Genomic DNA, 19,446 nt, shown 5'->3' on the forward strand with positions numbered 1-19,446 from the left:
CCCAGCGTCCTCATGCACCTGCCCCCCTTCCACGGCCACGCAGGTGCAACAGTCAGCACAATCTAGACGAGTGTTTTTTCGCGACATGTCTCGCGAGGCACGGGCGTTCTGTTTTCCATCGCGCCCAGCTCGGTCGCCCTTCAACGGCGACGGAGACGCTATCGCCTTGGCTCGCGAAACCGCACTTCCCAGCAACCGTGGCGGAACGTTCATGCGCATCATGAGTTTCGTCGCAGTCATTGGAGTTTTCACCTTGACCGCTTCCAGCAACGGCTTCTGGCGACACCACAAAGAAGAACAACGCCTCTCTCTCGACGACATCACCGTCGTCGACAAATCTCTCCTCAAGCGGGCCGTCGGCGCCATGGCGCTCGGCAACGCGATGGAATGGTTCGATTTCGGCGTGTACAGCTACATCGCTGTCACGCTCGGCAAAGTGTTCTTCCCGTCGGCGAGTCCCGCCGCGCAGTTGATCGCCACCTTCGGCACGTTCGCCGCGGCGTTCCTCGTGCGGCCGGTCGGCGGCATGGTGTTCGGGCCGCTGGGCGACCGCATCGGCCGACAGCGCGTGCTCGCCATGACCATGATCATGATGGCGCTCGGCACCTTCGCGATCGGTCTGATTCCGAGTTACACGACGATCGGCATTTTCGCGCCGGTGCTGCTGCTGGTGGCGCGTCTGGTGCAAGGCTTCTCGACCGGCGGCGAGTACGGCGGCGCGGCGACCTTCATCGCCGAATTCTCGACCGACAAGCGCCGCGGTTTCATGGGCAGCTTCCTCGAGTTCGGCACGCTGATCGGCTACGTGCTCGGCGCGGGTACGGTGGCGGTGCTGACCGCGACGCTCTCGAACGACGCGCTGCTCTCGTGGGGCTGGCGTGTGCCGTTCCTGATCGCCGGTCCGCTGGGTCTGGTGGGTCTGTACATCCGGATGAAGCTCGAAGAAACGCCCGCGTTCAAGAAGCAGGCCGAGCAACGCGAAGCCGAAGACAAGGCCGTGCCGAAGCAGTCGTTCCGCGAGTTGCTCATGCAGCAATGGAAGCCGCTGCTGCTGTGCGTCGGCCTCGTGCTGATCTTCAACGTCACTGACTACATGGCGCTCTCGTATCTGCCGAGCTATCTGTCGGCCACGCTGCACTTCAACGAAGCGCACGGCCTGTTCCTCGTGCTGCTCGTGATGGTGCTGATGATGCCGATGACGCTCGCCGCCGGCCGCCTGTCCGACACGATCGGCCGCAAGCCGGTGATGCTGTTCGGTTGCGTGGGTCTGTTCGCGCTGTCGATTCCCGCCCTGCTGCTGATCCGCATGGGCACCGTGCTGCCGGTCTTCGGCGGCCTGATGATTCTCGGCGTGCTGCTGTCGTGCTTTACCGGCGTGATGCCGTCGGCGCTGCCGGCGCTGTTCCCGACCAAGATCCGCTACGGCGCGCTCGCGATCGGTTTCAATATTTCGGTGTCGCTGTTCGGCGGTACGACGCCGCTCGTGACGGCGTGGCTGGTCGACCGTACCGGCAATCTGATGATGCCCGCGTACTACCTGATGGGCGCGTCGCTGATCGGCATCGTCTCGGTGATGGCGCTGCGCGAAACCGCCCGCAAGCCGCTGCTCGGCTCGGGCCCGTGCGTGGCGACGCGTGCGGAAGCACATGCCGTGCTGCGCGGCGAGCGTGAAGCCGAGGAGATGGACGAAGGCTATGCGGCTACGGCTACGGCGCGTGCCTGAGTGCTGGGTGCTTAACTGTTAGCGCGGCTTGTCCGCAAAGTTGTGGGAGAACGGGCCGGCAAATTTGCCGGCCCGTTTTTTATGGCACCAGCGAATCGAAGCTCGCGCTTGCGTGTGAACCTTCGACGATCAGGATCCCCGCCGAAATCGGCAGTTTGAAACGCCGTGGCCCTGCGCTGCCCGGATTGACGAACAGCACGCCGTCGCGCTCGCTGATCGACGGCTTGTGTGAATGGCCGGTCATCACTACGTTGATGCCCTGGCTGCGCGGATCGGCGCCCACGTCGGCGATGTCATGCACGACGAGAATCGTCACTTGCTGCACGGTCAGCGTCGTGTGGGTCGGCAGCGACGCGGCCCAGTCGCCGGTATCGTTGTTGCCGCGCACTGCCGTAACCGGTGCAATCCGCCTGAGCGCTTCGAGTACGGCCTCGTTGCAGATATCCCCCGCGTGAATGATCGCGTCGCAACCGGCGAGGTACTGCAACGCCTCGGGACGCACGAGATTGTGCGTGTCGGAGATCAGGCCGATTCGTGTGCGTCGGGATTGTCGAGTGCTCAAAGTCATGGTGGCAGTATCCGGCAAATGCGCGGAACGTGTGCGCGGTCGTTTCGCATGAGCGGGCGTTACGCGTGCTTTTGAGCCGCTATTAACCGCAACGAACCACTACGAACGGATTTGAGGCGCTTGCGAGAGGCTTCGTGCCGCTACCGACCGCTTGACGCGCTATGAGCCGCTTCGTGCCGCTACCAACTGCTTCGACCTGCGATGAACCGCAAAAGCTGCGATAAGCCGCAGTTGACCCTCACGCTCAATCCGCCGACTGCTGCTCCGTGAGTTCATGCGGCACGCGTTGCGCCGGCCGCTTCGCGCCGAGCATCCGCCGCGTCGCGCCGTGCACGACGATCGAGACCAGTGCCGCGCACGCAAAGCTCAGCCACACGCCGTACCGCGGCAGCAGCGTCGCGGTCACGGCGAAGAACGCCGCGAACGAGGCGCGGCCGATCACCATGCCGCGCATCAGCAACGCGACGAAGTCCGCGCCGTGCGCGCGCTGCGCCGACACCGCGAGCACGATACCGAGCAAGGGAAAGACCGAGAGCAGTCCGCTCCAGGTCGCGCCCATCGACGTGGACAGCGTGGTCACCGCGACCGTCAGCAATGCGCCGGCGAGCATGCGCACGGCGAGGTCGCCGAGTCCGAGGCGCGCCGCCGGCACGTGACCGGTCACGCGCGGCAAGCCGCTTTGCGACACCGTCACGGCGACACAGGCTGCCGCCACCGCCCACGCGAGCCCCGCCGGAAGCTGCGTGAGCAGGATGGCCACGCCGACCCAGCCCACCATGCCGACGACCAGCGCGAGCGGCCACGCGACACGCCGGCAGGTCCACGCATACGCAAAATTGAAGGCTTCCGACGCGGCAATCGCCGCGATCGAGGCCGCCGACGCCTGCGCCGCGAACGACGGACCACGCTCCAGCGCGAGCAGCAACACGATCGGCCCGGCGACTACCGGCAGCCCCGCGAGCCACCCCGCCACCGACGGGCCCCACACACGCCCCGCCACGGTCAGCGCGGCGAGAAACGCCGGCACCAGCACGAGCTTGAGTGCGAGCAGCACGCTTACGATTCCAGCACGTGTTCGATGCGCCGGTCCGGCACCAGCCACCACGCGGCAGCGAGCGTATAAAGCGCGGCCGAAGCCCACGGCACGACAAACGCCAGCGCAATGCCCGCCAGATAGATCACGACCGAGACCTTGCCCTTGAAGTCGTTGCCGACCGCTTTGGCGAGGGTCGAGTCCTTGCCGTGCTCGCGGATCAACACGCCCATCAGAATGAAGTACGCGATCGACGACATGAACAGCACCACGCCGTACATCGCGGTCGGCCAGGAGGCCAGATGGTTTTCGCCGACCCAATGCGTGACGGCCGGCAGCAGCGACAGCCAGAACAGCAGATGGAGGTTGGCCCACAGCACCGCGCCGTTGACCTTCTGCACGGCATGGAACATGTGATGATGATTGTTCCAGTAAATGCCGACGTAGATGAAGCTCAGCACGTACGCGCAAAACACGGGGAGCACCGGACGCAGCGCGGCGAGATCGAAGCCTTCCGGCACCTTCAACTCGAGCACCATGATCGTGATGATGATGGCGATCACGCCATCGCTGAAGGCTTCGACACGTCCCTTGCCCATCGGTTGGATTCCTGATGATGAATGCGGTTGCGCGCACCGTTCGCCCGCATTCCGCAGACGACCCGCGCCGTTGCCGATTATCCGCGATGGCCCAACGCTTTGTCGATGCGCCTGATCGATCGGCAAGGTGCCGTGTTCAAGCTGACGTGCCGTCCGGGTAATAGACGGCGAGCCACACGCTGGGCTCCTGATCGCTCGTCCATGTCACCCGGTGCCGGCAATGCGCGTCGATCAGCACATGATCGCCGGCCTTCATCGGATGCGGCTCGGCCTCGCCTTCGAATTCGAGCGCCGCCGCGCCGCTCAACAGCACGACCCACTCGGCGCGCGGACTGTCGTACCAGAAGCCCGGCGGGCTGGCATGCCCCATCGAGACGATCCGCTCGATGCTCACGCCACCCTGCTCCACGAACGTGTCGACCTGCTCGTCCGCGCCCGCTGGTGCGCCGTGGTCGAACAGATTGCCGCTTCTGATTGCCGGCTTCACCTTACGTGCTCCGCTTGTCTGCGCCGCTCACTTCATGGGCTTGAGTCCATCGAGCAAGGTCGGCACCAGTTCGCTGATGGTCGGGTGAATATGCATGGCGAACTGCAAGGTCGGATACGGCGCGCCCGCCGTCATGGTGTCGATGAACGTGTGAATCGCCTCATCCCCTTCGATGCCGTGGATCGCCGCCCCGAGAATCTGCTTGCTCTCCTTGTCCACCATCACCTTCATGAAGCCGTCGGTCTCGCCGCGTTCGCGCGCGCGGCCCACTCGCGTCATCGGCATGGTGGCGATCAGCGCGTCGCGGCCCGACTTGCGCACCTCGGCCTCGGAGGCGCCGACGCGTGCGAGCGGCGGATCGACGAATACCGCATACGCCATGATCCGCGTATCGACGCTGCGTGAGCCGCCGTCGAGCAGATTGGCCACGACGATCTGGTAGTCGTCGTAGGAAGTGTGCGTGAAGGCGCCGCGCCCGTTGACGTCGCCGATCGCCCACACGCCCGGCACGTTGGTGCGCAACTGGCCGTCGACGGGAATCGTGCCGTGCTTGTCCGTCGTGATGCCGGCGGCCGCGAGGCCGAGGTCGTCGGTATTCGGCTCGCGGCCGGTCGCAAATAGCAGGTGCGACGCTTCGAGCGCGGGAATGTTCTGCTCGAAGCCGATGCACACTTCGTTCTCGCGATGCGGATGCGGCTCGACCCGCGAAGGCTGCACGCCGAAGCGGAACTCGACGCCCTCGCGGTCCAGCACCTTGTGCACGGAGTCGGCGAAATCGGCGTCCTCGCGAGTGAGCACGCGTTCGCCGCGCACCAGCACGGTCACCTGGCTGCCGAAGCGGCGAAAGATCTGCGCGAATTCGAGCGCGATATAACTCGCGCCGACAATCACCAGATGACCCGGCAATTCCGTCAGGTCGAGCAGGTTGGAGTTGGTGTAGTAGCGAATCCGCTCGAGCCCGTCGAGCGGCGGCACGACGGCGCGCGTACCCGTATTGATGAAGATTTCGTCGGCGCTGATTTCGTCGAGCAGATTGCCGTCCGGCCCGCTGATAGCAAGCGCATGGGGTCCGGTGAAACGCGCGTGGCCGTTGAACACGCTCACGTTCTTCGTGCCGCGCAGCCATTTCTCGACGCCGTCGCGCGACTGCCCGATGATCTCGTCCTTGCGTGCCTTGACGGCGGCCAGGTCGACGCTGATCGCGCCGCCCACCTGCACGCCGAGTTCCGCGCAATGACGCGCGACATGCGCCGCGCGGGCGCTCGCCACATAGGATTTGGTCGGCGTGCAGCCGACGTTCACACAGGTGCCGCCAAAAGCAGCCCGTTCAATGACCGCAGTTTTGCGGCCGCTTTGACCGAGACGCACGGCGAGCGGTGCGCCGCCTTGTCCCGTACCGATCACAACTGCGTCGAAGTGCTGTGGCATGGCAACTCTCCCGAGGCTGGGGTGCTGGTCGTAGCATCTTACCCTTCGGCCCTGGAATCACCATGTTGTGCCGCTCACTACTGCCGCGGATTGTTGCGGACGACAGCTGTTTTCCGTCCGTTGTGCTCAGGCGTGGCAATGCACGGCGCAGATCAATTCGCGCGAACGTTGCAGCGCGGCCTGCGCGCCGCGGGATGCCATTACCCAGCCGACCTGGCCGAGATTGAAATCCTGCGACACCATCACCTGCATGAGGGCGACCATCGGTAAGACCACGGACGGCCGGTAAAGCTGGTCTCTGATTAAAGCTGGCATGACAACTCCCATCGCACGACGCCGCTTCGGCATCGCGCTCAATTTACGTTTCGATGGGAGGATTTTAGGGAGACCGGCCTCGCGGATAAATACCAGGAACGCGAAGTCACTTGTTTGTCAAACCGAACAATCGAATCCGGATGCCCGCAGCCGCAGCCGGCGAAAGCCCGCTTTCGCCGGCCCGGCAAGGCGTCCGGGCTGCGTGCGGGGCCGACGGCGGGTTCAGGAGGCGTCGGCCACGTTAAGCTGCGCGTCCCACAAACTGCGGGCATACGCGCTTGCCCCGACCGGGCGGCTGTACAGATAGCCCTGCTGCTTGTCGCAATCGATCGCGCGCAGGAACGCCGCCTGTTCAGCGGTTTCCACCCCTTCGGCGGTGACGTTCATGCCGAGCGAGTGCGCCATCGCCACCACCGCCTGGGTAATCGCAATCGAATCGCGATGATCCGGCAAACCCGCGACGAACGAGCGATCGATTTTCAGGTTATGCAGCGGGAAGCGCTTCAGATACGACAACGATGAATAGCCGGTGCCGAAATCGTCGACGGAAATGCGCACGCCCATGGCGTTCAGCGCGCTCAGCATCGGCAGGACGGTTTCGCTGTCGCTCATCAGCAGCCGTTCGGTGATCTCCAGCTCCAGCGCCGTCGGCTCGAGCCCGGACTGCGCGAGACAGCGTTCGATCCGCTCCACCAGGCCGTCGTTGAACTGCCGCGGCGACAGGTTCACCGCGACGATCAGCTCCGGCGCCAGCGTGCGCCGCCATTGCGCCACCTGCTCGCAGGCCCGCGCCAGCACGAAGTCGCCGATCTCGACGATCAGCCCCGCATCTTCGGCCACGGGGATGAACTCCCCCGGCGACACATTGCCCAGCTCGCTGTTGTACCAGCGCAGGAGCGCCTCCGCGCCGATCGTGCGGCCGTCGTGGCTGTCGACGATCGGCTGGTACACCAGGCTCAGTTCGTTGGCGGCGAGCGCGCGCCGCAGCGATTGCTCGATCGTGAAGCGGCGCTGCAGATGCTGATTCAGCTCGGCGGTGAAGAACTGGAAGTTGTTGCGGCCGCGCTGCTTGGCGTGATACATCGCCGAATCGGCGTTGCGCATGAGCGTGGCGACGTCCTGGCCGTCTTCGGGAAAGCGGCTGATGCCGATCGAAGCGCCCAGGTAGTACTCGTTGTCCGCCACCGCGAACGGCACCGCGATCATGTCGAGGATGCGGCGCGCGAGGCCGATCAGATGCCCGGTGTTTTCATACGCGCTGACCACGATCACGAACTCGTCGCCGCCCACGCGCGCGAGCGTGTCCTCGGGCGAGATGCACGCCGAGAGACGCTCCGCCACGCTGCAGAGCAGGGAATCGCCAGCCTCGTGGCCGGCGGTGTCGTTGACTTTCTTGAAGCCGTCCAGGTCGACGAACAGCACAGCGACGCTCGCCAGTTCGCCCATGCCGGACGACATGTCCGGCGTGAACAGATCACGCATCCGCTCCGTGAGATAGGCGCGGTTGTAGAGGCCGGTGAGCGAATCTCGGGTGGCGAGGAATTTGAGTTGGCGCTGCGCCTCGCGCACGGGTCCGATGTCGGTGAACGAAATCAGCACCGAACTGGGTTCGCTCTCGCCCGGCTTGATGATCGGCACGACGTTCTCGGTGATCCAGACGATGTCGCCGCCGATCAGTTCCACGCCGATCGTGACGCCGAGCACGGGTTTGCCGGTTGTCAGCACCTGGGCGGTCGGACGGGCCGTGTCGGCGACGAGCGAGCCGTCCTCGTGATACGCGCGCACCATCACCGTATGAATACTGCGGCCGACGATCTGCGGGGTCGCGCGCAAAATGCGCTGCGCGCTCGGATTGCAGGCGAGCACGATGCCCCCGCGCGACTGCACGACAATCCCTTCGATCAGATGATCGACCACCAGCCGGTGATGCTCCTCGCTGTGCGCGAGGCGCTGAACCATGGTGTCCTGATGCACGGCGAGGCCGACGCTGTGGCCGATGTCGCGCAGCATCGCTTCTTCCTCGTCACTCGGACGGCGGGGCACGCGGTAGTACACCGCGAAGGCGCCGAGCACCACGCCGGAATCGTTTTCAAAGGGCACCGACCAGCAGGCCCGCAAGCCGAGCGGCAGCGCGAGGTGCCGGAAGTCGGCCCACAGCGGATCGGTTTCGATATCCTCGACGACGACGAGGCGCCGCTCGTACATCGCGGTGCCGCACGAGCCGACCCGTGGACCGATCGCGGCTCCGTCGATCGCCGCGCTGAAGTGCGCCGGCATCGACGGCGCGCCGCCCACTCTGGCGTGCACGCCGTCGGGGTCGAGCAACAGGATTGAACAGGACGCGCCTTCCCCCAGCAGCGCTTCCGCGCGGCGGCATACTTCGTCGAGCAATTCTGGCAGCGGCGTGTTGCGGGTGATCAACCGCAACACCGTGCGCTCCGACGCCAGCACCCCTTCGGCGAGATTCGATCCATAGCGGCCTTCAGGCGCTGCTCCCAGCGTGTTTTCTGATGTCGCTTCGCAAGTCATATGTGCGCCCCCTAACCCGACATCGGCAACTTAGTGTACGCGGCACACGGGGGTTTACGCGAGGCCGGCGAATTTAATTCGTCGCGTGTCGCAGACGGGTTGGCTAATTGAGCCGGTCGATTGCTGGGGCTAACAGTGCAATGGCCGTGCTGGAGCGGGTGATGGCGCCGCGAGCGGGCGCCGCGTAGGCAGGATTTCGGGCTCCGCTACCGCCTGTTGCGAAGGCGGAACCCGAATCACGCTGGAACACGCTGCGGCCACTTGCGTATGAGCGCGATCAGCCGTGCTGATCCGGTGGACGGCCGCCGCCGCCGCCGCCTCCGCCACCGCCGCCACCGTTGCCTCCGCCGCCTCCGCCGTGTCCTCCGCCACCGTTGCCACCGTTGCCACCGCCCGGCGGCCTGCCTCCGCCGCCTTGCGGAGGACCGCCTTGAGGCCGGCCACCCGCATTGCCCTGTGGTTGACCGCCCGGTGGACGGCCGCCCGCATTACCCGGCGGCTGACCACCCGCTGGCCGCCCGCCAACATTCTCCGGAGGCTGACCTCCCGGCGGCCTTCCGACATTCCCCGGTGGCTGACCACCCGGTGGCCTTCCCCCGCCGTGCGCCGGTGGCGGTCCACCCGGTGGCCTTCCATTGCCGTGCCCCGGCGGTGGCCCGCCCGGCGGTCTTCCTCCGCCGTGCCCCGGTGGCGGTCCACCCGGCGGCCGTCCGCCCGGAGGCCGCCCCGCGCCGGGTCGCGGCGGAGGCGGCGGCGGATGATGTGCCCAGCGCGATTGCTGGCCGTACCAAGGCCGGCCGCGATAATAGTTGCCCCAATACGTGCCGATCGAGAACGTCACGATCGGCAGCCCGATCACCATGCCGTAGTTCATCACCGGCACGTTGCCGCCCTGATACGGATAACTGAGCGACCCTGCATAGACCCAGCCGCGCAAGTTCGGCGCGGCGACATCGCACCATTGATAGTTGCTGATGCAGCCCATGACGCTCAACGGAACACCGCCCGGCAATTGCGTCACGACGGGGTAATCCGGCGCCGGACCCGCGCGCACGTTGACGGTAGTGTTGGTGTAGGCCTGCGACTGCGCGTAAGCCACGGCGGGCAAGGCCAGCACGCCGGCCGCCGCATAAAGACATCGAACGAGGTGTTGTTTCATTCTTTCTCCCGTTTCAAGAGCCGCGTTTGCCTTGCCGGCCTGTCCTGCTGATGTAATGAGTGCTTGTGGTCCGCGCACGGCACGCCGCATTCCCATGCCTTGCCATGCATTTCCGCGCGATGTGTCCACTCATAGACAGGTTGCACGGCACATGCCTGAAAGCGTTCAGTCAACCTCCCGCATCGATTCCCGCCGTCCCCGTGAGGCAAGATTTGGTAACCACCCACGTGAAGTCAGGCGTTTTTCGGGCGTCCGTGTTCCGGCGACTCGGCCGATCATCCATTGCATGAAAAAGCCATGCACTGCCGGGACCGCAATGACGATAATCCGCCCACTTCTGATCGCCGCCCTGATGCTCGCGCATCCAGTTGCCCACGCCACCAGCTTCGACTGCAAAAGGGGGCGCTCGCTAACCGAGAAGATGATTTGCAACGACCCCGCGCTCTCGAAACTCGACGACACGCTGGGGCAACTGTACTGGAAAGCGCGTCGGCGGGTCACCAACCGGCGGGCTTTTCTCACCGACAGCGACAGCAAGTGGGCATGGCGTGAAGCGAACTGCCGCGATGCGGCGTGTCTGGGGACGTGGTACGCGACGCGTATCGAGGAACTGCAGAAGCTGATCGACAGCATGCAAGCCGGAACGCCGTTGCCATCCGCCACACCGGTTGAGCCGGACACGCGACGAAGGCCGCTCATGGCGCCCGCGCAACCCACCGACATGGCGATGCGTCAGTGCACGGCGGCGAATCCGGGAATCGTGGTGAACGAGCAGTGTTCCACCGTGCTCAAGGAGACCCGCGGTCAGTGGAAACCTCAACCGCATGGCGGCGACTGGTTCTGCGGCGTCGCGATGCTGGCGCCGGCGGAGATGCAGGCGGACGCCGCGCAATGAGAGAGGTGTTGCGCAATGTTGGCGCGGAGCGGCCGCGCCAACATGCATGCAAGCTCGCGGCTCTCTCGCGAAGGCGAGTAAAGCACGGCTACCGGCTGCTCCAGAATCCGCGCTGAACCTCCATCACCTCGGCTTCGACCTCGGGCACCGGCCCGATCACCTCGACCGGTTTCTGGCAATGATCGAAGACATACCGGCAATCCACGCTCATGGTCGGATTCTCGGCGTGATCGCCGGTTGCTTCGAGCAAGCGCTTCTCGGTCATGCCGAACACGACCCGGCCGATGTTGGCCCAATACATCGTCCCGGCACACATGCAGCAAGGTTCGACCGACGTGTACAGCGTGCAACTCCACAAATACTCCGGCGTGAAGTTCAACGCCGCCACGCGCGCCAGCACCGACTCGGCGTGATTCACCGTGTCAACGTTGCCCTGCTCCATCAGCACCGTCTCCTGGTCGGGTCCGACCAGCACCGCGCCGAACGGATGATGTCCTAGCAGCGTCGCCCGTTCAGCCACCCGGCTCGAATGCCGCAGATGCCGCCCGATCTGCTCGTGCGTGGGCGTCAAACCTTGCGGCGGATAGTTGGCGGCCGCTGCGGCGGCCTCCGTCGAAACCGTCAGACTCACGGGTGATCTCCTTGAATAATAGTTAGATTAGCGAAGCAAATTCTTACTTGGGCAGCGACCCATCCACGCCCTGCACGAACCAGTTCAAGCGCAGCAGTTCCGGATCGCTCAGCGACTTGCCGGCGGCGACCTTCACCGCGCCGGACTGATCCATGATCGGACCGGCAAACGGGTTGAACTTGCCGGAGATGATGTCGTCGCGCTTCTGGCTCAAGGCTTTTTGCGCGGCCGGCGAAACGGCGTCGGTGTTGATGTCGGCGAGGTCGATCGCTTTCTCTTTCAACCCCCACCACACCGGCGAGTTGTTCCATGTGCCCGCCATCACCTGATCCACGAGATGCGTGTAATACACGCCCCAGTTGCTCACGCATGCGCCAAGTTGCGCATTCGGTCCGAACTTCTTCATATCCGAGTCCCAGCCGAACGCATGCACCTTCTTCTGCTCGGCGGTCTGCATCGTCGCCGTCGAATCGGTGTTCTGGATCAGCACGTCGGCGCCCTGGCCGATCAGCGTTTCGGCAGCCTGCTTTTCGCGGCCCGGATCGAACCAGCTATTGATCCACACCACCTTCACGCGCGCATTCGGATTGACCGAGCGAGCGCCCATCGTGAACGCGTTGATGTTGCGCACGACTTCGGGCACCGGCACGGAGCCGACAAAGCCGAGCGTGTTCGACTTGGTCGTATAGCCCGCGACGAGACCCGCCAGGTAAGCGCTCTGATAGGTGCGCACGTCATAGGTAGCGAAGTTGGCGGCCTTCTTGTAGCCGGTGGCATGCTCGAACACGGCGTCCGGGAAGTCCTTCGCGACCTTCAACTCGAAATCCTGAAAGCCGAAGCTCGAACCCACCACGATCTTGTTGCCCTTGGACGCCAGATCGCGGAACACGCGCTCCGAATCCGCCGACTCCGGCACGTTCTCGACGCGCGTCACCTTGACCTTGTCGCCGAATTTCGCCTCGAGCGCTTTCACGCCCTGTTCATGCGCGTAGGTCCAGCCGGCGTCGCCCGGATTGCCGAGATAGACGAAGGCAATGCCGATCGGCTGAGTGGTCGCGGCTGACGCCCCCCCGGCACTGAATGCGAGGGTCGCGCCAAGCGCGGCAGCGAGGACGGTTCGGACGGTTTTGATGCGCAGTGAATGATGCAGCGCTCGCGCCAGCGTTGTTTTCATGGATTCTCCGAAGATGGTTGAAGGTGCCTGCCCCAGCGCTCGGGATAACCCGGGCAAGGCTCCAGCATAGGGGGCCATATTCGAAGGTCAATTTCAGCGGAAAAATTATTATTCGTTATCTCATCCATAACGAATCCAGTATTCTGGGTGGCCAGGAAACATGTTCGATGTCTTCGAACGAGTGCATCGGAGAAGTGGTACGGCAAGCACACCGCACAGGCGCAATATCACTCTCACCAACCCGCAACACTCTTTCGGAGATTCAAAATGACTCGCTTCCAAGGTAAGTCGGTTCTCGTCACCGGCGGCAGCAGCGGCATCGGCTTCGCAGCCGCCAAGGCATTCGCCGACGAAGGCGCCCGTGTCGTCATCACCGGCCGCGACGCCGGCGCGCTCGAAACGGCAAAAAAGGCGCTCGGCGGCGACGCCGTCGCGGTGCGCAACGACGCCGGCTCGGTCGCGTCGGCGCGCGAACTGGCGAGCACGATCAGCGCTGCCGGCATCCGGCTCGACGCGGTGTTCGTCAACGCCGGCACCGCGAAATTCGCGCCGTTCCCTGACGTCGACGAAGCCTTCTGGGACGCGATGTTCAACACCAACGTCAAGGGCGCCTACTTCCAGATTCAGGCACTGTTGCCGTTGCTCAATCGCGGCGCGTCGATCGTGATCAACGGGTCGATCAACGCGCATATCGGCATGCCGGCGTCGTCCGTGTATGCGGCGAGCAAGGCCGCGGTGATCTCGCTGGCGAAAACGCTTTCGTCGGAATTGCTGCCGCAAGGCGTGCGCGTCAATGTCGTGAGCCCCGGCCCCGTGCAAACGCCGCTGTACGGCAAGCTCGGCCTCGACGCCGCCGCGCTCGAAGCCACCGCCGCGCAGATTCTCGGCCAGGTGCCGGTCGGCCGCTTCGGCACGCCGGAAGAAATCGCCTCGACCGTGCTGCATCTTTCGGCGCCGGAATCGGCGTTTATCGTCGGTACGGAAATCATTGCTGACGGCGGAATGAGCCAGCTTTAAGCCACGCTCAGGCGATGCGCGCGCGGCTCGCATCGCCTGCCTGAACGCTCACAGCTTCACCCTGCTATTCGATCACCGGGCCGTCCGACGGGCGACCCGGCGGAACCCCTTTTGTCCGAGACAAATCATGCGTCTTAAACTGACCTCAGCTCTACTGGCCGCGGCGCTCTCGCTGACGGCCGCCCCGCCGGCCGCGCAAAGCGCCGAGACCACCGCCGCATCGCTCGCGCTCGCATCGACGTCACCAGCGCTCGCCGCCACGTCCGCGAAAATCCACGACGGCAAGATCGACGTGAACGGCGTGCGCTACCACTACCTGCTGGCCATGGGACACGGCACGCCCATCGTGCTGCTGCACGGCTGGGGCTCGACTTCGTTCATGTGGCGCTTCGTGATGCCGCAACTGGTGGCGCGCGGCTACACCGTGCTCGCACCCGATCTGCGCGGTCTCGGCGACACCGCCAAACCGGCCAGCGGCTACGAGAAAGCCAACATCGCCGAAGACATTCACGCGCTGGTCGCGCAATTGAATCTCGGCCCCGAAGTACAGGTGGTCGGCCACGACATGGGCGGCATGGTCGCGTATGCGTACGCCGCGCAACATCCGGACGAGGTGCGCTCGGTCGCGATTCTGGACGTGCCCTTGCCCGGCATCGCCCCGTGGGACCAGATCGTGCAGATGCCGCGCACGTGGCACTTCCGCTTCTACGCGGTGCAGGATTTGCCGGAAATGTTGATCGCGGGCCGCGAGCTGGAGTACCTCAAGTGGTTCCACAATTCCGAGGCGGTCAACTCCCGTGCGTTCACGAACGAAGTCGAAGAGACCTACGCCCGTGAATATGCGATGCCGGGCGCGTTGCGCGCGGGCTTCGAGTACTACCGCGCGTTCCCTGCCGACGCCAGGCAGAACCAGCTATTCGCGCAGCACAAGCTGACCATGCCTGTACTCGGGATAGGCGGAGCGGGCAGCCTTGGGCCGATCGTCGGCGAGGAGTTGGGCCACGTCGCGCTCGATGTCCGGTCCGTGCAGATCAAGGGCGCCGGCCATTGGGTCGCCGAAGAGCAGCCGCAGGCCGTCACCGACGCGCTGCTGAAATTCCTGCCGCCGGCCCGCTAACGCGTCACCTGCTTCATTGAAGCTTCGGCGACGGGTCCGCCTGATCCTCATCGGCCCTCTCGCCGTCGCCGAACAACTCGCCGCACAGACTTTCGCCCAGTTCACTCAGGCGTGCCGTGCCCGTGCCTTCCTCGTTGAAGGTGGTATCCACCAGACCGCCGTCGACGAGCGCCGTCAAGTGCCGCCGCAAGCCGCTCATCGGCACGCCCGCCTGCTTCGACAGCTTGGCGAGCGACCACGCGCCGCCCGGCGTTTCCCGATGCGCGCGCCATAACTGCGTCAGCACGGCAACCAGCACCGGATCGAGTTCGTCATCTTCCATCGTGCGTGTCTCCTCTTTGTCTTACGCCATGTGCGCGACCAGTTCACCCAGCGTCTTCAAAGCCGCTTCGGTCTGCGCCGTCCACGGATAGCTGTAGTTGAGCCGGATGAAATGGCGAAAATCATTGCGCGTCGAAAACATCATGCCCGGCCCGACGGTGATGCTGCGCGCGAGCGCCGCCTGATAGAGCCGCATCGAATCGACGCGCTCGGGCAGTTCCACCCAGAGCACGTAGCCGCCCTGCGGCGTCGACATACGCGTGCCGACCGGAAAAAACCGTTGCACCATCGCCATCATGATGCTCGCCTGCTGCCGGTAGACCTTGCGCACGTGCCGCAGATGCCGGTCGTAGCCGTCCTGCCGCAAATAATCGGCGACCGCGACTTGCGGCACCGACGGCGTGGTCAGCGTATTGAGAAACTTCAGCTTCTCGACCTGGGCGCGATAGCGTCCCGGCAGCGCCCAGCCGATCCGGTACGACGCGGTCAGACTCTTCGAAAACGACGCGCAATGTAGCACCAGCCCTTTGGTGTCGAAGTTCTTCAACGTCGACGGCCGCGTCTCGCCGAAGTACAGCTCCTGATAGACGTCGTTCTCGATCACGGGAATCTCGTGCGCGGCGAGCAGTTCGACCAGTTGCCGCTTGCGCGCGTCGGGCATCTGGAAACCGAGCGGATTCTGGAAGTTCGGCATCACCATGCAGGCCGCGATCTTCTGTTCGGCGATCACCTGAGCAAGTGCTTCGATATCGATGCCGTGGACCGGATGCGTCGCCACCTCGATCGCGCGCATGCCCAGACGTTCGATGGCGTGCAGCATCGCGTAATAGGTCGGCGATTCGACGGCCACCGTGTCGCCGGGTTTGGCGACCGCCTGCAGGCTGAGGTTGATCGCTTCGGTCGCGCCGAGCGTGATGACGATTTCGTCGGGATCGACCGGCACGCCGTTCTCGGCGTAGCGCCGGGCGATCTGCCGGATCAGTTCGGGGTTGCCGGGCGGCAGGTCGTCGATCAGGTTCCAGCTCGCGTGGCGTCGCGCGATCGCGTTCGCGTACTGGTTGATGCGCCGCCACGGGAACAGCGACGGATCCGGATACGGCGAGCCGAACGGCACGGCGTCGTGCGCGCGGATGCTGCGCAACGTCGACAGCACGAGGCGGCTCACGTCCACCGCCGCGGCTACTGGCGGCGTCTGCGGCGCGGATGGGCGGCCGGGCCGCGGCTCGCCGAGCGCCACTGCCCGCGCCGCCGCGTCGCGCACGAAATAGCCCGACTGGGGACGGGTCTCGACAATCCCACGGCTTTCCAGCAACGCGTACGCGTGCAACACGGTCTTGATACTGACGCCGTGCTGCTGGCTCGCCTGCCGCACCGACGGAATCCGCTCGCCCGCCGCGAACACGCCACGGCGCACGGCTTCGGTCATCTCATCGGCGAGTTTTTCGTACAGTTTCAAGGACTTGAGTCGAGCAGAAGCGTGGTCTGAAGCGCCAGTCTAAAACAAAAACCGGCCAACTGTATCCCTTCCCTTTCCAATTTTCTGTATGCTGCGCCCTTTTTGGAACACAGTAGGCTTGCACCTATCGGCTCAACAGCCTCGTTCAAGCCCGATCCGGCGGCAACATCATGAAGAAACCCGAAGCTCGCATCGAACCGTACACGCACCCCGCCGCAGGCTGGGGCGCGCTCAAGTACGTCGCCATCAACCTGATCAAGGAAAAGGTGACGGGCGGCGACTACCGCATGCTGTTCAAGCAGAATCAGCCGGACGGCTTCGACTGCCCCGGCTGCGCGTGGCCGGATCGTGAGCATGCCTCCACCTTCGAGTTCTGCGAAAACGGCGTGAAGGCCGTGGCCGCCGAAGCGACCAGCAAGCGCGTGACGCCGGCGTTCTTCGAGCAACACACCATCGCCGAACTGATGACGCAATCGGACTTCGAGCTCGAACAGCACGGCCGCCTGACCGACCCGCTCGTCTACGACGCCGTGCGCGACCGCTACGTGCCGATCGGCTGGGACGAGGCGTTCGACCTGATCGCCGATCACCTGAAGCGCCTCGACGATCCGGACCGCGCCGCCTTCTACACCTCGGGCCGCGCGAGCAACGAAGCCGCGTTCCTGTACCAGTTGTTCGTGCGCATGTACGGCACCAACAACTTCCCCGACTGCTCGAACATGTGCCACGAGGCGACCAGCCGCGGCTTGCCGCATACGGTCGGCATCGGTAAAGGCACGGTGACGCTCGACGACTTTGAACACGCCGACACGCTGCTGATCTTCGGCCAGAATCCGGCCACCAACCATCCGCGGATGCTCGGCGAACTGCGCGAGTGCGCCAAACGTGGCGCGACTATTGTGTCGATCAATCCGCTGAAGGAGCGCGGCCTCGAGCGCTTTGCGAGCCCGCAGCATCCGGTGGAAATGCTGACGATGGGCAGCACGAAGATCAGCTCTGTGTTCATTCGCCCGAAAGTCGGCGGCGATTTCGCGCTGATCAAGGGTGTCGCCAAGCGCGTGATCGAACTCGACGATGAGGCGTTGGCGTCGGGTCTGGAGCGCGTGCTCGACGTCGCGTTCCTCGCCGAACATACCGTGGGCTTCGAGGCGTTCGCCGACGATCTGCGCGCCGAAAACTGGGACACGATCGTCGCCGAAGCGGGCGTGCCGTTCGAAGACGTGCTGCAACTCGCCGACATCTACGTGAAGGGGCGTGCCGTGATTTCGACGTGGGGCATGGGCCTCACGCAGCACAAGAATTCGGTGCCGACAGTGCAGATCCTGTCGAACCTGATGATGATGCGCGGCAATATCGGCCGGCGCGGCGCGGGCCTGTGCCCGGTGCGCGGACACTCGAACGTGCAAGGCGATCGCACGGTCGGCATCGAGGAAAGGCCGACGCAGGCGTTTCTCGACAAGCTCGGCGAGGTCTACGATTTCGAGCCGCCGCGCGAGCACGGACTCGACGTCGTCAATACGATTCAGGCGATGCTCGACGGCAAGGTGAAGGTGTTCATCGGCCTGGGCGGCAATTTCTCGATCGCGACGCCCGACACGCCGCGCACGTGGGAAGCGATGCGCTCGTGCGACCTCACCGTGCACATCACGACCAAGCTGAACCGCAGCCACCTCGTGCACGGACGCGACGCGCTGATTCTGCCGACGCTCGGCCGCACCGAGATCGACTTGCAGAACGGCGTGGCGCAAGGCGTGAGCGTCGAGGATTCGATGAGCATGGTGCATATCTCGTACGGCATGAACAAACCGGCGTCGGAGAATCTGTTGTCGGAGATTGCGATCGTCGCCCGCATGGCACAGGCAACGCTCGGGAGCGAGAAAGTGGATTGGCTTGCGCAGGCCGCGGATTACTCGCTGATCCGCGACGGCATCGCGCAAGTGATCGAGGGCTTCACGGACTACAACGAGCGCTTGAAGAACCCTGGCGGTTTCCACCTCGGCGTGGCGTCGCGCGAGCGGATCTGGAAGACGCCGAGCGGCAAGGCGCAGTTCCTGGTGCATGCGATCGATATGGCGACGCCGATTCATCAAGCGCGCAAGGAACATGGCGAACGGCTGATGACGCTGATGACGACGCGCTCGCACGATCAGTACAACACGACGATTTATGGTCTCGACGACCGCTATCGTGGTGTGTACGGGCAGCGTCGCGTGTTGTTCGCCAACAAGGACGACCTCGCGATGCTCGGTTTCGTGGCGGGACAGCGCGTGGATATCACGAGTGTATGGGCCGATGGCATCGAGCGTCACGCGGACGGTTTTCTGCTCGTGGAGTACGACATTCCGCGCGGTTGTCTCGGCGCTTATTATCCGGAGACCAATCCGCTCGTGCCGCTGTCGTCGGTTGCCGATGGCGCGGGAACGCCGACGTCGAAATCGATTCCGGTTTTGTTGAAGGCTTCTGAAGTTGAGGCGATTGCGGCTTGATCGTTAGAAAGGCTTTTTTGCCAACTCGCGGTGTGTCAGGTAAAGACGCAAGTCGAACTCGATCTGGTGGTAACCCGGTTGCATGAATTCGCAGAGGCGGTAAAAGGCCTTGTTGTGGTCGCTTTCTTTCAGATGAGCGAGTTCGTGCACCACGATCATTTTCAGAAATTCCGGCGCCGCCGATTTGAACAGCGAGGCGATGCGGATTTCTTTCTTCGCCTTCAGCTTGCCGCCTTGCACGCGCGAAATGCTCGTGTGCAGGCCGAGTGCGTGGCGTACGACGTCGAGTTTGCTGTCATAGGTAACCTTGTCGATCTGGTCCGCGCTGCGTAGGTGCTCGCGTTTCAGGTCGGCGCAGTAGGCGTACAGCGCTCTGTCTGTTTGTACGTCGTGCGTGTTTGGATAGCGCGCGCTGAGGTATGAGCCGAGTTGATCTTCGGTGATCAGCTTTCTGACTTTCTCTTGAAGCGCGGGCGGGTAGCCGGTCAGGTATTTCAGGTGGGACATG

The 19,446-nt window shown here is 64.3% G+C and carries 18 protein-coding genes; 5 read left to right on the forward strand and 13 right to left on the reverse strand.

Annotated elements, in window-relative coordinates:
- The first annotated feature begins 220 nt into the window (after nt 1-220).
- Nucleotides 221-1,723 (forward strand): glycine betaine/L-proline transporter ProP, encoded by a 1,503-nt coding sequence (gene proP / locus PQR32_RS15870; RefSeq protein ID WP_408228691.1) that lies wholly within the window; start codon nt 221-223, stop codon nt 1,721-1,723.
- Between the two features lie 79 nt (nt 1,724-1,802).
- Here the strand turns inward: proP and PQR32_RS15875 are convergent, their stop codons facing one another.
- The 8 genes from PQR32_RS15875 to PQR32_RS15910 form a co-directional block, all read right to left on the reverse strand.
- Complete coding sequence (locus tag PQR32_RS15875; RefSeq protein ID WP_408228316.1) at nt 1,803-2,291, reverse strand: metallophosphoesterase family protein; 489 nt, start codon at nt 2,289-2,291, stop codon at nt 1,803-1,805.
- Nucleotides 2,292-2,535: 244 nt separating this feature from the next.
- Nucleotides 2,536-3,342, reverse strand: coding sequence for a hypothetical protein (locus PQR32_RS15880; protein WP_408228694.1), 807 nt, complete (start codon nt 3,340-3,342; stop codon nt 2,536-2,538).
- Nucleotides 3,343-3,347: 5 nt separating this feature from the next.
- Nucleotides 3,348-3,923: a TMEM175 family protein gene (locus PQR32_RS15885; protein WP_408228319.1), complete on the reverse strand. Its 576-nt coding sequence runs from the start codon at nt 3,921-3,923 to the stop codon at nt 3,348-3,350.
- A gap of 136 nt (nt 3,924-4,059) precedes the next feature.
- Entirely contained in the window at nt 4,060-4,410 is a 351-nt protein-coding gene (locus PQR32_RS15890; RefSeq protein WP_408228322.1) for a cupin domain-containing protein, read from the reverse strand.
- A 27-nt stretch (nt 4,411-4,437) separates the two neighbouring features.
- On the reverse strand, nt 4,438-5,838 hold the full coding sequence (locus PQR32_RS15895) for an FAD-containing oxidoreductase (RefSeq protein ID WP_408228325.1): 1,401 nt from the start codon (nt 5,836-5,838) through the stop codon (nt 4,438-4,440).
- A gap of 126 nt (nt 5,839-5,964) precedes the next feature.
- Nucleotides 5,965-6,153: a hypothetical protein gene (locus PQR32_RS15900; RefSeq protein WP_012433618.1), complete on the reverse strand. Its 189-nt coding sequence runs from the start codon at nt 6,151-6,153 to the stop codon at nt 5,965-5,967.
- A 222-nt stretch (nt 6,154-6,375) separates the two neighbouring features.
- A complete protein-coding gene (locus PQR32_RS15905) occupies nt 6,376-8,682 on the reverse strand; it encodes a putative bifunctional diguanylate cyclase/phosphodiesterase (RefSeq protein ID WP_408228328.1) in 2,307 nt (768 codons plus the stop codon).
- A 277-nt stretch (nt 8,683-8,959) separates the two neighbouring features.
- Nucleotides 8,960-9,841 carry an SH3 domain-containing protein gene (locus tag PQR32_RS15910; RefSeq protein WP_408228331.1) on the reverse strand — a complete coding sequence of 294 codons (882 nt, stop codon included), beginning with the start codon at nt 9,839-9,841 and terminating at the stop codon, nt 8,960-8,962.
- Between the two features lie 316 nt (nt 9,842-10,157).
- Between PQR32_RS15910 and PQR32_RS15915 the strand changes: the two genes are divergently transcribed.
- Nucleotides 10,158-10,736 (forward strand): lysozyme inhibitor LprI family protein, encoded by a 579-nt coding sequence (locus PQR32_RS15915; RefSeq protein WP_408228334.1) that lies wholly within the window; start codon nt 10,158-10,160, stop codon nt 10,734-10,736.
- Nucleotides 10,737-10,824: 88 nt separating this feature from the next.
- Here the strand turns inward: PQR32_RS15915 and PQR32_RS15920 are convergent, their stop codons facing one another.
- On the reverse strand, nt 10,825-11,367 hold the full coding sequence (locus PQR32_RS15920) for a nucleoside deaminase (RefSeq protein WP_408228337.1): 543 nt from the start codon (nt 11,365-11,367) through the stop codon (nt 10,825-10,827).
- A gap of 43 nt (nt 11,368-11,410) precedes the next feature.
- Nucleotides 11,411-12,541 carry a BMP family ABC transporter substrate-binding protein gene (locus PQR32_RS15925; protein WP_408228340.1) on the reverse strand — a complete coding sequence of 377 codons (1,131 nt, stop codon included), beginning with the start codon at nt 12,539-12,541 and terminating at the stop codon, nt 11,411-11,413.
- 267 nt (nt 12,542-12,808) lie between these two features.
- Between PQR32_RS15925 and PQR32_RS15930 the strand changes: the two genes are divergently transcribed.
- Together PQR32_RS15930 and PQR32_RS15935 are read left to right on the forward strand one after the other, a co-directional pair.
- Entirely contained in the window at nt 12,809-13,558 is a 750-nt protein-coding gene (locus PQR32_RS15930; RefSeq protein ID WP_408228343.1) for an SDR family oxidoreductase, read from the forward strand.
- 127 nt (nt 13,559-13,685) lie between these two features.
- Entirely contained in the window at nt 13,686-14,675 is a 990-nt protein-coding gene (locus tag PQR32_RS15935; RefSeq protein WP_408228346.1) for an alpha/beta fold hydrolase, read from the forward strand.
- A 13-nt stretch (nt 14,676-14,688) separates the two neighbouring features.
- On the opposite strand, the gene PQR32_RS15940 is transcribed toward PQR32_RS15935, so the two are convergent.
- Together PQR32_RS15940 and PQR32_RS15945 are read right to left on the reverse strand one after the other, a co-directional pair.
- Entirely contained in the window at nt 14,689-14,997 is a 309-nt protein-coding gene (locus PQR32_RS15940; RefSeq protein WP_408228349.1) for a winged helix-turn-helix domain-containing protein, read from the reverse strand.
- 21 nt (nt 14,998-15,018) lie between these two features.
- Complete coding sequence (locus PQR32_RS15945) at nt 15,019-16,452, reverse strand: aminotransferase-like domain-containing protein (RefSeq protein ID WP_408228352.1); 1,434 nt, start codon at nt 16,450-16,452, stop codon at nt 15,019-15,021.
- Nucleotides 16,453-16,622: 170 nt separating this feature from the next.
- Here PQR32_RS15945 and PQR32_RS15950 point away from each other — a divergent pair, with 170 nt between their 5' ends.
- The gene (locus tag PQR32_RS15950) at nt 16,623-18,938 is read left to right on the forward strand and encodes an FdhF/YdeP family oxidoreductase (RefSeq protein WP_408228355.1); all 2,316 of its coding nucleotides are present in this window, start codon (nt 16,623-16,625) and stop codon (nt 18,936-18,938) included.
- Nucleotides 18,939-18,941: 3 nt separating this feature from the next.
- Here the strand turns inward: PQR32_RS15950 and PQR32_RS15955 are convergent, their stop codons facing one another.
- Complete coding sequence (locus tag PQR32_RS15955; RefSeq protein ID WP_408228358.1) at nt 18,942-19,445, reverse strand: M48 metallopeptidase family protein; 504 nt, start codon at nt 19,443-19,445, stop codon at nt 18,942-18,944.
- Nucleotide 19,446: the final 1 nt, after the last annotated feature.

It is taken from the genome of Paraburkholderia dipogonis (genome assembly GCF_046027395.1).
Classification (GTDB): domain Bacteria; phylum Pseudomonadota; class Gammaproteobacteria; order Burkholderiales; family Burkholderiaceae; genus Paraburkholderia; species Paraburkholderia dipogonis_A.